Below are 15,963 nucleotides of genomic sequence, written 5' to 3' on the forward strand. Positions count from 1 at the left end.
GAGAACCGACAAGTTCATGGGATAACCCGTGAGTTGGCGGGCCAGTGGCGGGGTGGGTCTCGGGATGTGGCCGGGGGTGTCCGGGTGGCGGGATTGCCCTGGCGGGGAAGGGGGCTGGGAGGATCTTCTGCCCGGGACGGGATGTGTTCTGAAGGGACGGGAAGAGATCCTCCCGAGTCCGCGGGTCGCGGGCTGCTGGACCGGCGGGTGGATGAATCTGCCCGGGTCGCGACATCCCGAGCCCGGGACACCCCCCACCCCCCCCCGCGCGGCTGGGACGTGCACACCGGCGGACCCGGACCGGCCGGTCCACCGGGTTCTGCACCGAATCACACCGAACCAGACCGGCCCGGGACTACACCGACCAACCGGATCCACATCTCAGGCTCACAGCTCCCGGCGGGATCCGCGTAGCTGCGTCTTTGCCTGGTCGCGGTGGTGTGGGTCAAGGGTCGAGATCGCGCAGCGACGCCGAAGGCGCCCTTGACGCACGCCGCCGTGACTAGCACGATCACGCAGCGGAGACCGCGAACCACAGTCCCTTCGCAAGGCCAGACCTAACTACAGTCCAGCTCTTGCAGCCCCACTACATCTTCCGCGCCAATCGCAGCAGCGCGATGACGGCCCTGTACGGCGTGCGGCGTACGACCACGGTCGTAGGCCGCACTCACTCTTTTGGGTGAACCGACCCTGAGACCCTTGGTTCCGCTTCGTGCGGGTGCGAGTCTTGTCGCATGGGCGTATCGCAGCGCAGTCGACGGTGGTTGGTTCCGGTCACGGCAGTAGCGGTAGTGGCAGGTGTGGGGACGCTCGGGCCAGTGGTCGCGGATGCCTCACCGAAGCTGCCCGGGATCACCGCGCAGGATCTCCTCACCAAGGTGCAGACCGCGAAGGTCGACGGCCTGAGCGGCACGGTCCAGTCCGCGACGAATCTCGGCCTGCCGACGCTGCCCGGTGTCGGGGGCGACGGTGCGAACCAGGCGCTCGAGCTGCTGACCGGCGATCACACCGCCCGGGTCGCGTTCGCCACGCCGGACAAGGCGCGGATCTCGGTCCTGGACAACCAGGCCGAGCGGGTCTGGACGACCGACGGCAAGTCCGCCTGGGCCTACGACTCCTCCAAGCGTGAGGCCGTCAAGCTCACGGTGCCGGCGCACCCGGCCAAACCGGAGCAAGCGGCGCCGCAGGGCTACAACCCGCAGTCGGTGGCCAAGCAGTTCCTCGACGCGATCGACCCGACCACCACGGTCGAGGTCAGCGGCACGGAGAAGGTGGCCGGCCGGGACGCGTACAAGCTGCGGCTGGTGCCGAAGACCGACAAGACCACCGTCGGTTCGGTGACGCTCGCGATCGACTCCAAGACCTACGTCCCGCTCCAGGTGACGGTGATGCCGCGGACGGGCAACGACCCGGCCGTCCAGCTCGGGTTCTCCGCCGTGTCGTTCGACGTACCGGCCGCGAGCACCTTCGCGTTCACCCCGCCGAAGGGTGTGAAGGTGACCGACGAGAAGGCCCCGACCGGCCGTGAGCTCCCGAAGCAGATCACGCCGCCGTCCGGCAAGCCTGGTGTGACCAAGCCCGGGACGAAGCCGGGTGCGGCGCAGGGCGACAAGCCGACGATCATCGGCGAAGGCTGGGAGAGCGTGGCGATGATTCGTGGCGCGAAGCTGACGACGACCGGCAACGGTCCGCTCGACCAGCTCCTGGCGAACGCGCCGACGGTCCAGGGTTCCTGGGGCAAGGGCAAGGTCCTGACCACCAAGATGGTCAGCGCGTTGATCACCGACGACGGCCGCGTCTTCGTCGGCCTGGTCTCACCGGCGACCCTGCAGTCCGCCGCCGCGAAGGCTCCCCGCTAACCGTGAGCACGACGACCCCAGCCCCCACAGGGGCTGGGCACTCATCTGGCCCTTCTTCTGGGCACTCACCGATCATCACCCGCGGCCTCACCAAGCGGTTTCGTGGTGGCCAGATCGCGGTGAACGCGGTGGATCTCGAGGTCCCGGCCGGCAGCGTCTACGGGTTCCTCGGGCCGAACGGCTCGGGTAAGACGACGACGATCCGGATGCTGCTCGGCCTGATCGCGCCGACGTCCGGCTCGGTCGAGCTGCTCGGTGAGCCGATGCCGAAGGCCCACCTGCACGTGCTTCCGCGCGTCGGCGCGCTGGTCGAGGGTCCGGCGTTCTACCCGTTCTGGTCCGGCCAGGCGAACCTGCTCCGCTTCGACGCCGCCGACCGGACCGCCGATCCGAAGACCCGCAAGGCCCGGGCGGGCGAGGCGCTCGAGCGGGTCGGCCTGTCCAACGCGGCCGGCAAGAAGGTCCGCGCGTACTCGCTCGGCATGCGCCAGCGGCTGGCCATCGCGGTCGCGCTGATGCAGCGCCGCGAGCTCCTGGTCCTGGACGAGCCGACCAACGGCCTCGACCCGCAAGGCACCCGCGAAGTCCGGAACCTGATCCGTGAGCTCGCGAACGACGGCACCACGGTCTTCACGTCCACCCACCTGCTGGCCGAGGTCGAGCAGGTCTGCACCCATGCCGCGGTGATGAGCCGTGGCCGGGTGGTTCGCCAGTCCACCCTCGGCGAGCTCCGCGCCGAGCTCCGCCCGCGCCTGATCGTGCGTACGCCGGACCTCGGCCCGGCCGCCGAGACCCTCCAAGGCCTGGGCGTGACCGACCTCAAGACGACTGGCGAGACCGTCGAGGGTGACCCCGGCGAGCTTCCGATCGAGAAGTTCGCCGCCGCGCTGGTGGCCGCCGACGTCCGCATCCACGGCTTCGGCCTGGAGCGACCGAGCCTCGAGGAAGCGTTCGTCGCACTGACCGGGGAGGGCTTCGATGTCGCCGAGTAGCCAGGTCGCCGAGGCGGTGTCGATCAGCCGGCCCAGCGCCGGCCGGCACACGCTCGCGCTGTTCCGGTCGGAGTTGCGGCTCGTGTTCGGCCGCGCCCGGACCCAGGTCGGCCTCGGCGTCCTCGCGGCCGTCCCGCTGCTGATCGGGATCGCGGTCAAGGTCGCCGGCAACGACAACGGTGGCGGTGGATTCATCGACCAGATCGCCGGCAACGGGTTGTTCCTGATCGTCGCGAGCCTCGGGCTCTCGCTGCCGTTCTTCCTGCCGACCGCCGTGACCGTGATCTCGGGGGAGTCGCTGGCCGGCGAGTCCAGCCTCGGCACCCTGCGCAACCTGCTGACCGCTCCGGCGGGGCGTTCCCGGTTGCTCGCGGCCAAGATGGTCGCGCTGGCCGTGTTCTGCCTGGCCGCGACCATGACGATCTGGATCTCCGGTCTGATCGTCGGATTCATCCTGTTCCCGGTCGGCGACGTGCTCCTGCTCTCGGGGTCGACGGTTTCGCTCGGTGAAGGGCTGCTGCGCGCGCTGGGGATTGCCGTGGTGATCTCGGGCTCCCTGCTCGGCCTCGCCGGGATCGGACTGTTCGTGTCGTCGCTGACGTCGACGCCGCTGGCCGCGATGGCCGCCACCTTCGGCACGTTCATCGTGATCGGCATCCTGTTCGCGGTCCCGCAGCTGCACGCGATCCACCCGTGGTTGCTGATGTACCGCTGGCAGTCGTTCGCCGACCTGCTGCGCGATCCGCCGTACTGGCACGACATCGTCCGCAACCTGTTGCTGCAGGCCGGCTATCTCGCCGTCTTCTACACCGCCGCCTGGGCTCGCATCACCAGTCGCGACATCACGTAGGCGGCCTGAGAGACTGGGTCGGTGGAAGCTGACCTGGTCGCCGTACTGCGCTGTCCGGTCTGTGGCAGCGCACTCGCGTTGACCGATCGGACGGCTCGCTGCCCACAAGGCCACGCGTTCGACCTGGCCAAGCAGGGGTACCTCAATCTGTTGCCCTCGGCATCCACCGGCATAGAGGGCGACTCGGCCGCGATGGTCGGCGCCCGCACGGTCTTCCTCGGCGGCGGGCACTACGCGCCGATCCGGGATGCTCTGATCCTGGCCGCCGACCTCCAACCCGACGACGTCGTGGTCGAGGTCGGAGCCGGTACGGCGTACTACCTGTCCGGCGTCCTCGGTGACGCACCGAGCCGCCGCGGCCTGGCCCTCGACGTCTCCCGGTACGCCGCCCGCCGCGCGGCCAAGGTGGATCCGCGGATCGGGTCGGTGGTGTGCGACGCGTGGCAAGAGCTTCCGTTGCTGGACAACTCGGCCCAGCTGATGCTGAACGTGTTCGCCCCCCGCAATGCTGCCGAGATGGCTCGCGTACTCGCGCCGGACGCCACACTCCTCGTGGTCACACCGAACCAGCAGCACCTGACCGAGCTGGTCGGCGTCCTAGGGCTCGTCAGCGTGGATGAGGAGAAAGAACGCCGACTGCAGGAGTCCTTGGCCGGTGAGTTCGTCCGGACGGGCTCCGAGCTGGTCGAGGGCTCGATGCGGCTGGACCGGTCAGCGGTTGAGCAGCTGGTGCTGATGACTCCGAGCGCACGGCACGTGAACCACCGCGAGCTCATGGCCCAGATCGCCGTACTCCCGGAGCCAGAGATCGTGACGCTGTCAGTCACGGTGTCGAGTTGGCGACACCACTCACCAACCGCCAGCTGACCAGGAGCTGCCGGTTGGCGAGTGACGCCGTCCACCAGGTTGCTAGGCCGCGTTGGCGACCAGTTCGCGCGCGACCACGCTGCCGTGCTGCTCAGCGGTCGTGTGGGCCTCCGACTCGGAGACCTTGGCCGCGTCGATCAGCTCCTCCATCCCCGGGGTGACCGGGGCCAAGGTGAGCTCAGCCGCGGCGGTCCGGATGTTCATGCCGAGGACGTCGCCGAAGATGCGCTCCAGGTACGGCGTGCCGTGGTCCCAGCCGTGCTTCGGCGTACCGGGGGCGTAGCCTCCACCGCGGGCCAGCGTGAAGATCGCCGGGCGGCCGGCTGTCGGACCCGGGCCGCGAACCAGCTCCCGGTCGACCAGTAGCAGGTCGATCCAGGTCTTCACGTGCTGCGCGATGCCGTAGTTGTACAGCGGGATCGCCAGCAGGATCGCGTCGGCGGTCTTCACCTCGGTCGCGAGCTCGGCGGCCAGCGCCTGGGCCTCTGCGAGCGGCATCCGGTCGGCGCCGGTGAGGTCCGGCTGTCCGACCTGGGCCGAGGCCAGCGTGGGCCACGCGGTCGCGGGCAGCGGGTGCAGCCCGAGGTCGCGCCGGACCACGACGCCGTCCGGGTGCTCCGCCTTCCAGGCGGCCTCCGCGCTGTCGGCCAGGGCGCGGCTGACGGATCCGTCGAGGCGGATGCTCGCGTCGACGCGTAACAGGGTGCTCATATCTGGGGGTCTCCCTCGGGGGCGTTTGTTAGGTTGTGTCGAAGATAGTCTGTATGGCAGAACATCTTCAAGTCAGATCGTATTCCGAGTGGCGCACACCACGTACGATGGAGGCGTGAGTAGCTCTACGCCCGAGGTCGCGAACCGTGCCGTCCGCGGGGTCGAACCCACCGGCGCGCCGGTGGAGTCCGACCTCGGCTGGGCGCTGGGCGTGGTGTTCCGCAGATACGCGAAGGTGTCCGCCGCGGCGCTGGAGGACCTGCCGGGCGGCCCACGCGGCTATCAGCTGCTGGCGACCACGAACAGCGAAGGCCCGAAGCGCCAGCTCGAGCTGGCCGCGCAGCTCGGCGTGGACCGGACAGTGATGACGTATCTGCTGGACGACCTGGAGAAGGCCGGTCTGGTGCAGCGTCGTCCCGACCCGGCCGATCGACGAGCGCGCCTGATCGTTCCGACCGACCTGGGCGTCGAGACGCTGTGCGACCTCGAGCGTCGCCTGTCCACCGCCGAGGACGAGGTGCTCGGGATCCTGGACGAGGCCGACCGTTCGAGCTTCCGGATGCTGTTGCAGCGCGTCGCGATGATGGCGAACACGGTCGACCCCCTGCACAACGCCTGCGCCCTGGCCGACGAGACAGTCGACCTCGCTAGCACTTAATGCAGTGGCACGAAGCCTGACTCGTAGGCGCGGATCACGGCCTGGGTGCGGTCCCGTGCGTTCAGCTTCGACAGTACGTTGGCCACGTGCGTCTTCACGGTCTGCAGCCCGAGGATCAGCTCACCGGCGATCTCCAGGTTGGACAGGCCGCGCGCCATCAGCCGCAGGACCTCCTGCTCCCGCTCGGTCAGCTGGTACTCGTCCAGGCCGTTCGGGCGGTGTCCTTGCGCGCCGACATGCGCCAGCGCGAGCGCCCGGATCGCCTCGGGGAACAGCAGTGACTCGCTCCCGGCAACCGTGCGGATCGCCGCGATGATGTCGTCCGGCGGCGTCCGCTTCAGCAGGAACCCAGAGGCTCCCGCGCGGAGAGCGTCGTACACGTAGTCGTCGTTCTCGAAGGTCGTGACGACCAGCACCCGCGGCGCCGGATCCAGGTTCTCCAACAGGAGCCGGGTCGCCTGGATCCCGTCCACCGCGGGCATCCGGACATCCATCAGGACGACGTCGGCGCCGGTACGGCGGACCACCGGCAGCACCTCGGCTCCGTCACCGGCCTCGCCGACGACCGTGAGGTCGGGCTCGGCGTTGATGATGGCGCGCAACCCGCTGCGGATCAGCGGCTCGTCGTCGACCACGACCACGGACAGGTTCATGTCATCCCTTCGTCACGCCGACCGGCAGGGTGACCGCGAGCCGCCAACTCTCCTCGTCCGGGCCGGCGTCCACGCTGCCTTGCAGTACGGCGACCCTTTCACGGATGCCGGACAGTCCGCGCCCACCGCCGGAGGTGTCCGCCGAGCCGTTCACCGGGTTGGTCACGGCCAGTCGCAGACCGGACGTGTCGAGGCGGATCGACAGGTCGATGGTGAGCTTGTCGGCGGGGCGACCGGCGTGCCGGATCGCGTTGGTCAGACCCTCCTGGATGATCCGGTAGGCCTCGCGGGAGACGGCCGCCGGCAGCAGGTCCAGCCGTCCGGATCGCTCGATCTCCACGGTGATCCCGCCGGCCCGGGTGGCATCGACCAGCCGGTCGAGCTCGCCGAGCGTCGCCTGCGGAGTGGTCCGGGAGCCGGACCGGCGATCGTCGCGGAGCAGCCCGAGCACGTGGTCGAGATCGGCCAGCGCGGACCGCGCCGACGTTTCGATCGCGGCCAGCGCAGTCTCGGCGAACTCCAGATCGGTCGCGAGCACCCGGCGGGCGGCGGCGGCCTGGATCGTGACGAGGCTGAGGGCATGCCCGACGCTGTCGTGCAGCTCCCGGGCCAGACGGTTGCGCTCGGCAAGGGTCGCGGTCCGGCGTTCGAGCAGCTCGATGCGCTCCGCCGCGGTCGGTCCGAGCATGCGCGGGGCCAGATAGGCGAGCAACGCGCCGACGACGGCCGACAGCATGAACATCGCCGCGATCCCGGCCAGGGCCGCGGCCGGATACCACAGGTCGCGCGACGTGCCACTGATGTCGTACGTCAGCCCCGGAACGATGTCGCGCCGCCCAGGGGAGCGGAACGGCGCCAGCAACCACATGACACTGACTCCGACCACGGTCGCGCTGAGGATGCCGACGACGCCACCCGCGATCAGGTGGAGGCAGAACCAGCTCATCGTCCGGCGCCGCTGTGCCCAGGTCCGGGCCGGCCCGAGCGGGCGCTCCTCGAACCGCACCGCGAGCAGGGACTCGACCGTGATGCCCTCCACCTCACGAACCGCGGGCAGCATCCCGAGCACGATCGGCGGCACGACCACCAGAACCGTGAGGATGATGCCGGTGGCAACATTCGGCAACTGCAGATCCTGCGCGACCGAGCCGAGCGTGCTGTCCACCAGGATGAACGCCAGCACCAGCGCCGCACCGAGGAGCAGATAGACCCAGCGCAGGTACGTCGACGGCCGGACCAGGCTGGTGACCGCGTATCCGGCGTACGACGCCCAGCGCCGTACCGTCGACGGCGACGCCGATGTGCGCCGGCTGCCCGCCTCGGGCACCGGCTCCCGCGCAACTCCGTCCGTCACCCCCTCATGGTGTCAAATCCCGCCGCGGGTCACCTCCCTCCCCGGAGGGAGCGGGGAAACCCTTGCGCCGGACCCCTGAGCGTGGGCTGGGTCACCCCGAGTTCCGGGTTTACGCAAATTTGACGGGGTACGGACGAGTTCGGAGCCGATCGACGTCGCGATCTGCTGTCAAGGCAGGTACGGTCTGTGGTCGGGGCGGGATGCCTTCCCGGCGACGGGCAGGTAGGGGAACGGCTCCAGGACAGGTGGCCAGCGGGCTCAGCGAGGATCTGGCGCGGTGGACGTAAAGTCACCGTGAAGTCCACGTCGGCCGATTGACCACCTTTCCATATTTGATGTTTGATCAAATATCGGACGAGAGAGGTCGAGATGAGGTTGAGGCGTTCCGTCATCGCCATGGTGACGGTCCTGGGGCTCGCCCTGGTCAGTGCGTGCGGTGGCAACGACGACAAAGACAAGGCTGCGGACTCCGGCCTGCAGAAGGTCAGCTACCTGACCTCTTTCAACGCGTTCGGTCGCGAGGCGTACGCGTATGTGGCCCTGGACAAGGGGTATTTCAAGGACGCCGGCTTCGACGTCAAGATCAACCGGGGCTCCGGCACGGTCGACGTGATGAAGCTGGTCGCCGGGGGGCAGGCCGACTACGGCATCGGCGACTTCACCGCGGAAGTGATCACGCTCGGCAAGCAGAAGCTGCCGGTGACCGCGGTGGGCATGATCCACCAGCGCTCGATGGCCGCGATCATGACGCTGGACGGGTACGGCATCAACAAGCCGACCGACCTGGTCGGCAAGTCGATCGGTGACCAGCCGGGCTCGACCAACACGGTCATGTTCCCGGTCTACGCCAAGGCGATCGACATCGACCCGAAGTCGGTCAAGTTCATCCCGTCGCCGCCGGCCGGGCTGCCGGCCCTGCTGGCCAGCCGGAAGGTCGACGGCATCGGCCAGTTCACCGTCGGTGAGCCGCTGATCGAGAAGGCCGACCCGAAGCACCGCAAGGCGATCACGTTCGCCTACGGCGACAAACTGCCGGATCTGTACGGCAACGCGATCATCACCCGGACCGACCTGGCCAAGGATCACCCGGACCAGGTGAAGAAGTTCACCGGTGCGCTGCTCAAGGGCCTGCAGGACGCGTACGACGACCCGGCAGCGGCTGCCGCGACCCTGAAGAAGTATGTGCCGGAGACGGATCTCGCGGTCGCCACCGAAGAGCTCACCATCATGAAGAAGTACATCAAGCCCGATGGTTACGACGGTCCGCTCGGCGCGGTCAACCTCGACCGCGTCAACAAGATCATCGCGCTGCTGGAAGACGCCGACCAGATCAAGCCGAAGGGTTCGGTCAAGGCCGCCGACGTGGTCACGCTCGACCTCGCCCCGAAGGGTTAGGCCGAGCGCACAATGATCCGGCTGGACGGTGTGGGACAGGTCTTCGACGGACGCGAGGGCCGGGTCACGGCCCTCGAGAAGATCGACCTGCACGTCCAAGCCGGTGAGTTCGTCACGCTGATCGGCCGGTCCGGGTGTGGCAAGTCCACCCTGCTCCGGCTGATCGCGGGACTCCTCCCACCGACCTCCGGGACGGTCAAGGTGGCGGGCGACCCCGTCACCGGGCCTCGCCCGGACGTGTCGTTCATGTTCCAGCGCCCGGCCCTGCTGCCGTGGCGGTCGGTCCTGTCGAACGTGCTGCTGCCCGTGGAGATCGCGGGTGGCGGCGGTCGCCGCGGCAAGGCGGCGTACCGGGATCAGGCCCATCAGCTGCTCGAGCTCGTGGGCCTGAAGGGCTTCGAACGACGCCTCCCGCACGAGCTGTCCGGTGGGATGCAGCAGCGGGTGTCGTTGTGCCGGTCGCTGATCCGCGACCCGCAGGTGCTGCTGATGGACGAGCCGTTCTCCGCGCTCGACGCGCTGACCCGGACCGAGCTGTCCGAGGAGCTGCAGCGGATCAAGATGGAGCTGTCCACCACGATCGTGTTCGTCACGCACTCGATCGAGGAGGCCATCGTGCTGGCCGACCGCGTGGTGGTGTTGACTCCCCGGCCTGGGCGGATGCGGCAGATCGTCGACATCGACATCCCGCGGCCGCGCAGCCTCGGCCACAACACCCACCTGACCGAGGTCGCTCGCATCAGCGGGTTGCTGCACGGGCTGCTGGCGGAGAAGGCCGAGCCGGCCGAACGGCGGTTGCTCGACGAAGTGTGGCCGCGATGAGTCGACGTACCTGGTTGACGAGTTCGCCGGCTGCCGCCGTACTGCTCCCTGTTGTTGGGCTGATCGGCGCGATCGGGGTGTGGTGGCTGGCCACGGCCGCGTTTTCGGTCGAGTCGTACCTGGTGCCGAGTCCGCCCGACGTGTTCCACAAGTTCTTCGAGCAGCCGGGGTACCTGCTCGGACACACCGGGACGTCGTTGCTGGAGACGCTCGAGGGCTTCCTGCTCGCGATCGTCGTCGGCGTACCGATCGCCTTGGTGATCGTGTCGTCGACGATCCTCGAGCGGCTGGTCTACCCGTTGCTGCTGATGGTCAACGCGATCCCGAAGATCGCGGTCGCGCCGTTGCTGGTGATCTGGATGGGCTTCGGTCAGTGGCCCAAGGTCGTGATGGTGCTGCTGATGTGCTTCTTCCCGGTGGTGATCTCGACCGCGCAGGGGATGAAGTCGACCCCGGCCGAGCTGGTCGAGCTGCTCCGGTCGCTGAACGCGGGGCGGTCGCAGGAGTTCTTCAAGTTGCGGCTGCGCTACGCGATGCCGCAGATCTTCACCGGGCTGAAGGTCGCGATCTCGCTGGCCGTGGTCGGTTCGGTGATCGCCGAGTTCGTCGGCGCCACCAACGGTCTCGGGTACGTCATCCAGCAGTCCGGCGCGACCGCCGACACCACGCTGGCCTTCGCCGCGATCACGCTGCTCAGCATCATGAGCATCATCTTGTTCTACGGGCTGGTCCTGCTGGAGCACCTCCTGCTCCCATGGGCGCGGGAGACTCAGTGACGGCACAAGCCTCCGACGCGGATCGCCGCGTCCTGGTCCGGCCGGACTGGCTGGAAGCGACGGTCTCCGCGGTCTTCACCGCGCTCGGCTTCGACTCCGCCGACGCGGCCACGATCGCCGGGGCCCTGGTCGAGGCCGACCTGCGCGGCGTCAGTTCGCACGGCGTCATGCTCGTTCCGATGTACGTCGAGCGCCTGAACGCCGGCGGTGTCACCCGCGAACGCGAGCTCGACATCCTGTCCGACGCCGGCGCGGCGATGGTCGTGGACGCCCGCGGTGGGATGGGGCAACTGTCCAGCCCGCAGGCGATGGGACACGCGATCGAGCGGGCCGGCCGGTACGGGATCGGTCTGGTGTCGGTGCGCAACGCGCATCACTTCGGCGCGGCGAGCCGGTGGGCGATGCAGGCCGGCGAGGCGGGGTGTATCGGTATCGCGATGTCGAACACGACGCCGCTGATGCCGGCGCCCGGTGGCGCCGAGCGGGTCGTCGGCAACAATCCGCTGGCGATCGCCGTGCCCACGTCGGCCGGGGTGGAAATCGTGCTGGACATGGCCTTGTCGGCCGTTGCCCTGGGCAAGATTCGGTTGGCCTCGTCGGCGGGGCGGCCGATCCCGGACACCTGGGCGACCGACCAGTCGGGGACGCCGACCACGGACCCGGAGGAGGCCGTGCTCGGGATGCTGCTGCCGGCGGCCGGTCACAAGGGGTTCGGGCTGGCGCTGATGATCGACGTACTGACCGGCGTCCTGAGTGGTGGCGGTTGGGGTGACCAGGTCCGGCCGCTGTATCGAGAGCCGGACCGGCCGAACGACTGCGCACATCTGTTCCTGGCCATCGACCCGGAGTTGATGGGTGGGGTCGAGAGTTTCCGGCGGCGCTCCTCGGGGCTGGCCGCGCGGATCCGGGGCAGCGCGACCGCGCCGGGAGTGAACCGGCTGCATCTGCCGGGGGAGATCGAGGCGGAACGGGCAGCACAGCAGCGGCGGCACGGCGTACTGATCGAGAGGTCGGGGCTGGACGGGCTGCTGGCGACCGCGCGCGCGGTCGGCGCCGTCGTTCCGGCGGGAGGGTTACTGAACTGATGCCGAAGACACAGGTTTCGACGCCTGCGTTGCACACCCCGAACGGCGTGTTCTCGCAGGCCACGATCATCGAGGCGACCGGGCGGATGGTGTTCGTCTCCGGGATGACCGCACGGCGTCCGGACGGCAGCATCGCCGGGGTCGGCGACGTCCGGCAGCAGACCCGGCAAGTGTGCGAGAACGTGGCCGCGGCGGTCCAGGCCGCCGGGGGCACGCTCGCGGATGTGTGCCGGGTCGATGTGTACGTGCGCAACATGGAGGACTTCGCCAAGATCCACGAGATCCGGGCGCAGTACTTCACCGAGCCCCTGCCGGCCTCGACCATGGTCGAGGTCAGCAAGCTCGCGCACCCGGACTACCTGATCGAGATCAACGCGATCGCGGTCGTTTCATGAGGCGTGGGGGTGATTCTCGTGCGTGGCGTCGAGTGGACCTGAGATGCGGTACGTGATGGTGGAGCACGCCGGGGCAGAACGGCCCGGCGTGCTCGAGGGAGAGGTTGAGCTGCGCAACAAGGTGAGACACCCATGAGTGGTCCGATCGAGTTGTTGCCGGGTGGTGGCAAGGGGAGTCGTCGCACGCTCGCGGAGCATGCGGCGGCCGAGCTGCATCAATTGATCCTGTCCGGCGAGATTCCCAGCGGTACGCCGTTACGCCTGGTCGAGCTCGCCAGTCGGCTGGAGATGAGCCAGATGCCCGTGCGGGAAGGGCTCCGCCGGCTGGAGGCGCTCGGGCTGGTCGAGATCATCCCGCATCGTGGCGCGTGGGTGCGTGACCTGTCGGTCGAGGATCTGCGCGACACGCACGAGACCCGGCTGGCGCTGGAGTCTCTCGCCGTACGTGCTGCGGCTGTGCGGTTCAGCGCTACGGATACCGAGAAGGCTGCGGCCGCGTTGGGTGATCACCTTCAGCTCTCTCGTGCGCACGACTCCGCGGGTGCTCGGCAGGCGCATGCGGACTTCCACTTCGCCATCTATCGGGCGAGCGGGTCACAGTGGTTGCCGCGGGCAATCGAGCCGGTCTGGCAGAACAGCGAGCGGTACCGGTTCGGTAGCCGGCAGACCGCGTTCCTGATCGAGCGGAACCGGCAGGAGCACCAGGCGATCCTGGACGCGTGCGCCGAACGCGATCCGGACGGCGCCGAGCTTGCGTTGCGGGCTCACCTTTCGGGTGCGTTCCAGCGGATCAGCGACACCATGACGAGACGGGTCGAGGGAAACCAGCACGAGACGTCGAAGCAGCAGGAGACCTCGTGAAGGCGCGCTTCGACGCCGCGGGTGAGGTCGTGGTGATCACGGGTGGTGCGCAGGGCATCGGCGCGGCGCTGGCTGCTGCTGTGAACGCCGTCGGCGGCACAGCAGTTGTCTTTGACGTTAAACCACCGACTGACGGCGCGGTCGCGTATGTCGAGGTGGATGTGGCGGACCGGTCGGCTGTGCAGGCTGCGGTGGCCGGAGTGCTCGAGCACTACGGGCGGATCGACGGGCTAGTTGCCGGAGCGGCGATTCAGCCTCGGTCGTCGGTGCTGGAGCTGGACGCGTCTGAGTGGACCCGTGTACTGCAGGTGAACCTGGACGGCGTGGTCTGGGTGTGTCAGGCCGTCGTACCGCATATGGTGTCGCGGCGGTCGGGTTCGGTCGTCGTGTTCACGTCGGGGATGGCCGGGACCGGCTATCCGGGTGCCGCGGCGTACGCGTCGAGCAAGTCGGCGCTGGTTGCCTTCGCCAAGACGCTGGCGGCGGAGGTGGCCGAGCACCGGGTGCGGGTGAACGTGATCGCGCCGGGCGTGATCGACACCGAGCAGTTCCGCGGAGCGAACGCCGGTGCGGACCGGGAGCACTGGCACGACACCATAGGTATCGGCGACCCCGAGGACGTGGTCGGCCCGTTGCTGTTCCTGCTGTCCGACGCGGCCGCGATGACCGGGTCGGTGCTGACCCGGGAACGTGCGTTTGCCAAGCTCTCGAGCTCCTGGAGTGTGGAGTGACTGATCAGCTGCCTGTCGCCGTCGTGGGTGCCGGACCCATCGGCCTCACGACGGCCCTCGGCCTGGCGCACTACGGCGTACCGTTCGTGCTGCTCGAGGAGGACGCCGTCCTGTCGTCGGACACCAAGGCGGGTACGACGCTCAGCCGGACGCTGGAGATCTGGAACCGGTACGGCGCGGTCGACGGGATCCTGTCCGCCGCACTGCGGATCGACGAGATCGGTGACATCGACCGGGCCACCAACACGCCGCGGGCGTCGGTGCAGCTGGCCGAGCTGGTCAACGACACGCAGTTCCCGTTCGTGATCAACCTGCCGCAGCAGAAGATGGAGCCGATCCTCGCCGCGGCGCTCGATCAGGAGGTGCTGACCCGGCATCGGCTGCTGTCGTTCGACGTACTGGACGACCGCGTCGTACTGCATGTGGAGACGCCGGACGGGCCGCGCGATCTCGAGGCCTCGCATCTGCTCGCATGCGACGGCGGACGCAGCAAGATCCGGGATGCGATCGGTGTGAAGGTGGTGGGGGAGACCCTGCCCGAGCGGTACATGCTGATCGACGTCCTGGTCGATCTGGACGTCAACAACGCGCGCGACTACCCGTACCTCGCGTACTTCGCGGACCGGTCCGAGTGGATGGTTCTGATCCGCCAGCCGGACAACTGGCGTTTCCTGTTCCCGCTGAGCCCGGGTGCCGAGCCGCCGGGTGACGAGGATCTGCTGGTGAAGGTGAAGCAGTTCATCGGCGAGGTGGACCGGATCGAGCTGCTCGGCTCGGTCGTTTACAACGTCCATCACCGGGTCGCCGACCAGTGGACGCTGGATCGCAAGGTGTTCCTGATGGGCGACGCGGCCCACCTGATCACGCCGATGTGGGCGCTGGGTCTCAACACGGGTGCACTGGATGCTTCCAATCTGCCGTGGCGTCTCGCCTGGGTGCTGCGCGGCTGGGCGGACCCGGAGCTGCTGGACGGGTACGAGCAGGAGCAACGGCCGGTGGCGATCGAGGGCTCGGGTGAGATGGCCGAGGCTGCCCGCAAGTACATGGCGCAGCAGCGCGGTGCCGTCACGGAAGACACCGGCGCGTGGGCAACGGCGTACAACCGGACGCTGCTGAGTGTCCGGCTCGACGTGGAGGGTGTGGGCGACTGGTCGATGGTGGCGACCAGTGCCGCACCACCTGCCGTGCGTGCGGGTGACCGGGCGCCGGACCTGGCGCTGCAGGGTCCGACCGGGCGGGTGACGATCCACGACCTGTGCAAGCACTCGTTCGTCGCGCTCTACTTCACCGACGTACGGCGTCGCCCGGAGATCCCGGTGAACGATTCGCCGGCACTGAAGCACTACGCGGTGTCCCGGTGGGACGCGCCGCACGACTCCGGTCTGCGTGACCGCGCTCTGTTCGATCCGGGCAGCGTTGCCACGAACAGGTACGGCGTACCGCCCGAGAGCGTCGTACTGATCCGGCCGGACGGGCACATCGCGGCGGTGGCTCCGCTGAGCGCCGGTGTGGCCGAAGAGCTTTACGTGCGGATCACTGGCCGCCCTGTCCCCCGGGAGGTTTCGTGAGTTTTGACCAGCACCTGCAGGAAGTTCTCGTGCAGACCGAGGATCTGGAGTGGGTCGAGAAGTCCCTGGCCGGGCTGTCCCACAAGATGCTGTGGCGTGATCCTGAGACCGAGGCATCGATCGCTCTGGTGCGGTTCGAGCAAGGGACCGGGATTCCGACCGAGCACAAGCACGCGTCGAACCAGTTCATGTTCTGCCTCGCCGGGCGGTACGTGTACCTGCCGACCGGGACGACTCTGACGCCGGGCAGCTTCTACTGGAACCCCAAGGGCAGAGTGCACGGTCCGACGCGTGCCGAGGAGACGTCTGTCCTGCTCGAGGTGTACGACGGCCCGCACTATCCGCAGCGGCCGGAGTTCTACGACAACGACGAGGACGCCCGCTGA

17 protein-coding genes are annotated in these 15,963 nt (G+C 68.6%); 14 read left to right on the forward strand and 3 right to left on the reverse strand.

Annotation, left to right across the window (positions count from 1 at the left end):
- The first annotated feature begins 734 nt into the window (after nucleotides 1-734).
- The 4 genes from ACWF4Z_RS00005 to ACWF4Z_RS00020 all read left to right on the forward strand — a co-directional run bounded on the left by ACWF4Z_RS00005 (nucleotide 735) and on the right by ACWF4Z_RS00020 (nucleotide 4,568).
- Nucleotides 735-1,859, forward strand: a complete 1,125-nt coding sequence (locus tag ACWF4Z_RS00005) for a LolA family protein (protein ID WP_452240651.1) — start codon at nucleotides 735-737, stop codon at nucleotides 1,857-1,859.
- 128 nt (nucleotides 1,860-1,987) lie between these two features.
- Nucleotides 1,988-2,851, forward strand: a complete 864-nt coding sequence (locus ACWF4Z_RS00010) for an ATP-binding cassette domain-containing protein (RefSeq protein ID WP_452240652.1) — start codon at nucleotides 1,988-1,990, stop codon at nucleotides 2,849-2,851.
- A complete protein-coding gene (locus tag ACWF4Z_RS00015) occupies nucleotides 2,838-3,701 on the forward strand; it encodes an ABC transporter permease (RefSeq protein ID WP_452240653.1) in 864 nt (287 codons plus the stop codon). The genes ACWF4Z_RS00010 and ACWF4Z_RS00015 overlap by 14 nt, the downstream gene beginning before the upstream one ends.
- Nucleotides 3,702-3,722: 21 nt before the next feature.
- Nucleotides 3,723-4,568, forward strand: coding sequence for a putative RNA methyltransferase (locus tag ACWF4Z_RS00020; RefSeq protein WP_452240654.1), 846 nt, complete (start codon nucleotides 3,723-3,725; stop codon nucleotides 4,566-4,568).
- Nucleotides 4,569-4,610: 42 nt separating this feature from the next.
- On the opposite strand, the gene ACWF4Z_RS00025 is transcribed toward ACWF4Z_RS00020, so the two are convergent.
- Nucleotides 4,611-5,279 carry an FMN-dependent NADH-azoreductase gene (locus ACWF4Z_RS00025; RefSeq protein WP_452240655.1) on the reverse strand — a complete coding sequence of 223 codons (669 nt, stop codon included), beginning with the start codon at nucleotides 5,277-5,279 and terminating at the stop codon, nucleotides 4,611-4,613.
- Between the two features lie 115 nt (nucleotides 5,280-5,394).
- Between ACWF4Z_RS00025 and ACWF4Z_RS00030 the strand changes: the two genes are divergently transcribed.
- On the forward strand, nucleotides 5,395-5,937 hold the full coding sequence (locus tag ACWF4Z_RS00030) for a MarR family winged helix-turn-helix transcriptional regulator (protein WP_452240656.1): 543 nt from the start codon (nucleotides 5,395-5,397) through the stop codon (nucleotides 5,935-5,937).
- Here ACWF4Z_RS00030 and ACWF4Z_RS00035 read toward each other — a convergent pair.
- On the reverse strand, nucleotides 5,934-6,590 hold the full coding sequence (locus ACWF4Z_RS00035; RefSeq protein WP_452240657.1) for a response regulator: 657 nt from the start codon (nucleotides 6,588-6,590) through the stop codon (nucleotides 5,934-5,936). The genes ACWF4Z_RS00030 and ACWF4Z_RS00035 overlap by 4 nt on opposite strands.
- A 1-nt stretch (nucleotide 6,591) precedes the next feature.
- On the reverse strand, nucleotides 6,592-7,944 hold the full coding sequence (locus ACWF4Z_RS00040; protein WP_452240658.1) for a sensor histidine kinase: 1,353 nt from the start codon (nucleotides 7,942-7,944) through the stop codon (nucleotides 6,592-6,594).
- Between the two features lie 369 nt (nucleotides 7,945-8,313).
- Here ACWF4Z_RS00040 and ACWF4Z_RS00045 point away from each other — a divergent pair, with 369 nt between their 5' ends.
- From ACWF4Z_RS00045 to ACWF4Z_RS00085, 9 genes are all read left to right on the forward strand, one after another.
- On the forward strand, nucleotides 8,314-9,339 hold the full coding sequence (locus ACWF4Z_RS00045; protein WP_452240659.1) for an ABC transporter substrate-binding protein: 1,026 nt from the start codon (nucleotides 8,314-8,316) through the stop codon (nucleotides 9,337-9,339).
- 12 nt (nucleotides 9,340-9,351) lie between these two features.
- Nucleotides 9,352-10,161, forward strand: a complete 810-nt coding sequence (locus ACWF4Z_RS00050; RefSeq protein ID WP_452240660.1) for an ABC transporter ATP-binding protein — start codon at nucleotides 9,352-9,354, stop codon at nucleotides 10,159-10,161.
- A complete protein-coding gene (locus ACWF4Z_RS00055) occupies nucleotides 10,158-10,937 on the forward strand; it encodes an ABC transporter permease (protein WP_452240661.1) in 780 nt (259 codons plus the stop codon). The genes ACWF4Z_RS00050 and ACWF4Z_RS00055 overlap by 4 nt, the downstream gene beginning before the upstream one ends.
- Nucleotides 10,934-12,022 carry an Ldh family oxidoreductase gene (locus ACWF4Z_RS00060; protein ID WP_452240662.1) on the forward strand — a complete coding sequence of 363 codons (1,089 nt, stop codon included), beginning with the start codon at nucleotides 10,934-10,936 and terminating at the stop codon, nucleotides 12,020-12,022. Before ACWF4Z_RS00055 ends, ACWF4Z_RS00060 begins: the two co-directional genes overlap by 4 nt.
- Nucleotides 12,022-12,417, forward strand: a complete 396-nt coding sequence (locus ACWF4Z_RS00065; RefSeq protein ID WP_452240663.1) for a RidA family protein — start codon at nucleotides 12,022-12,024, stop codon at nucleotides 12,415-12,417. The genes ACWF4Z_RS00060 and ACWF4Z_RS00065 overlap by 1 nt, the downstream gene beginning before the upstream one ends.
- Nucleotides 12,418-12,549: 132 nt before the next feature.
- Entirely contained in the window at nucleotides 12,550-13,278 is a 729-nt protein-coding gene (locus tag ACWF4Z_RS00070; RefSeq protein WP_452240664.1) for a GntR family transcriptional regulator, read from the forward strand.
- On the forward strand, nucleotides 13,275-14,009 hold the full coding sequence (locus ACWF4Z_RS00075) for an SDR family NAD(P)-dependent oxidoreductase (RefSeq protein WP_452240665.1): 735 nt from the start codon (nucleotides 13,275-13,277) through the stop codon (nucleotides 14,007-14,009). The genes ACWF4Z_RS00070 and ACWF4Z_RS00075 overlap by 4 nt, the downstream gene beginning before the upstream one ends.
- Entirely contained in the window at nucleotides 14,006-15,577 is a 1,572-nt protein-coding gene (locus ACWF4Z_RS00080) for an FAD-dependent monooxygenase (RefSeq protein ID WP_452240666.1), read from the forward strand. Before ACWF4Z_RS00075 ends, ACWF4Z_RS00080 begins: the two co-directional genes overlap by 4 nt.
- The gene (locus tag ACWF4Z_RS00085) at nucleotides 15,574-15,963 is read left to right on the forward strand and encodes a cupin domain-containing protein (protein WP_452240667.1); all 390 of its coding nucleotides are present in this window, start codon (nucleotides 15,574-15,576) and stop codon (nucleotides 15,961-15,963) included. The genes ACWF4Z_RS00080 and ACWF4Z_RS00085 overlap by 4 nt, the downstream gene beginning before the upstream one ends.

The organism is Kribbella sp. NPDC055071 (assembly GCF_053608045.1).

Coding starts and splice junctions, on each gene's coding strand:
- ACWF4Z_RS00070 (WP_452240664.1), top strand. CDS start 12,550: ATGAGTGGTCCGATCGAGTTGTTGCCGGGTGGTGGCAAGGGGAGTCGT.
- ACWF4Z_RS00015 (WP_452240653.1), top strand. CDS start 2,838: ATGTCGCCGAGTAGCCAGGTCGCCGAGGCGGTGTCGATCAGCCGGCCC.
- ACWF4Z_RS00065 (WP_452240663.1), top strand. CDS start 12,022: ATGCCGAAGACACAGGTTTCGACGCCTGCGTTGCACACCCCGAACGGC.
- ACWF4Z_RS00035 (WP_452240657.1), bottom strand. CDS start 6,590: ATGAACCTGTCCGTGGTCGTGGTCGACGACGAGCCGCTGATCCGCAGC.
- ACWF4Z_RS00045 (WP_452240659.1), top strand. CDS start 8,314: ATGAGGTTGAGGCGTTCCGTCATCGCCATGGTGACGGTCCTGGGGCTC.
- ACWF4Z_RS00005 (WP_452240651.1), top strand. CDS start 735: ATGGGCGTATCGCAGCGCAGTCGACGGTGGTTGGTTCCGGTCACGGCA.
- ACWF4Z_RS00050 (WP_452240660.1), top strand. CDS start 9,352: ATGATCCGGCTGGACGGTGTGGGACAGGTCTTCGACGGACGCGAGGGC.
- ACWF4Z_RS00055 (WP_452240661.1), top strand. CDS start 10,158: ATGAGTCGACGTACCTGGTTGACGAGTTCGCCGGCTGCCGCCGTACTG.
- ACWF4Z_RS00025 (WP_452240655.1), bottom strand. CDS start 5,279: ATGAGCACCCTGTTACGCGTCGACGCGAGCATCCGCCTCGACGGATCC.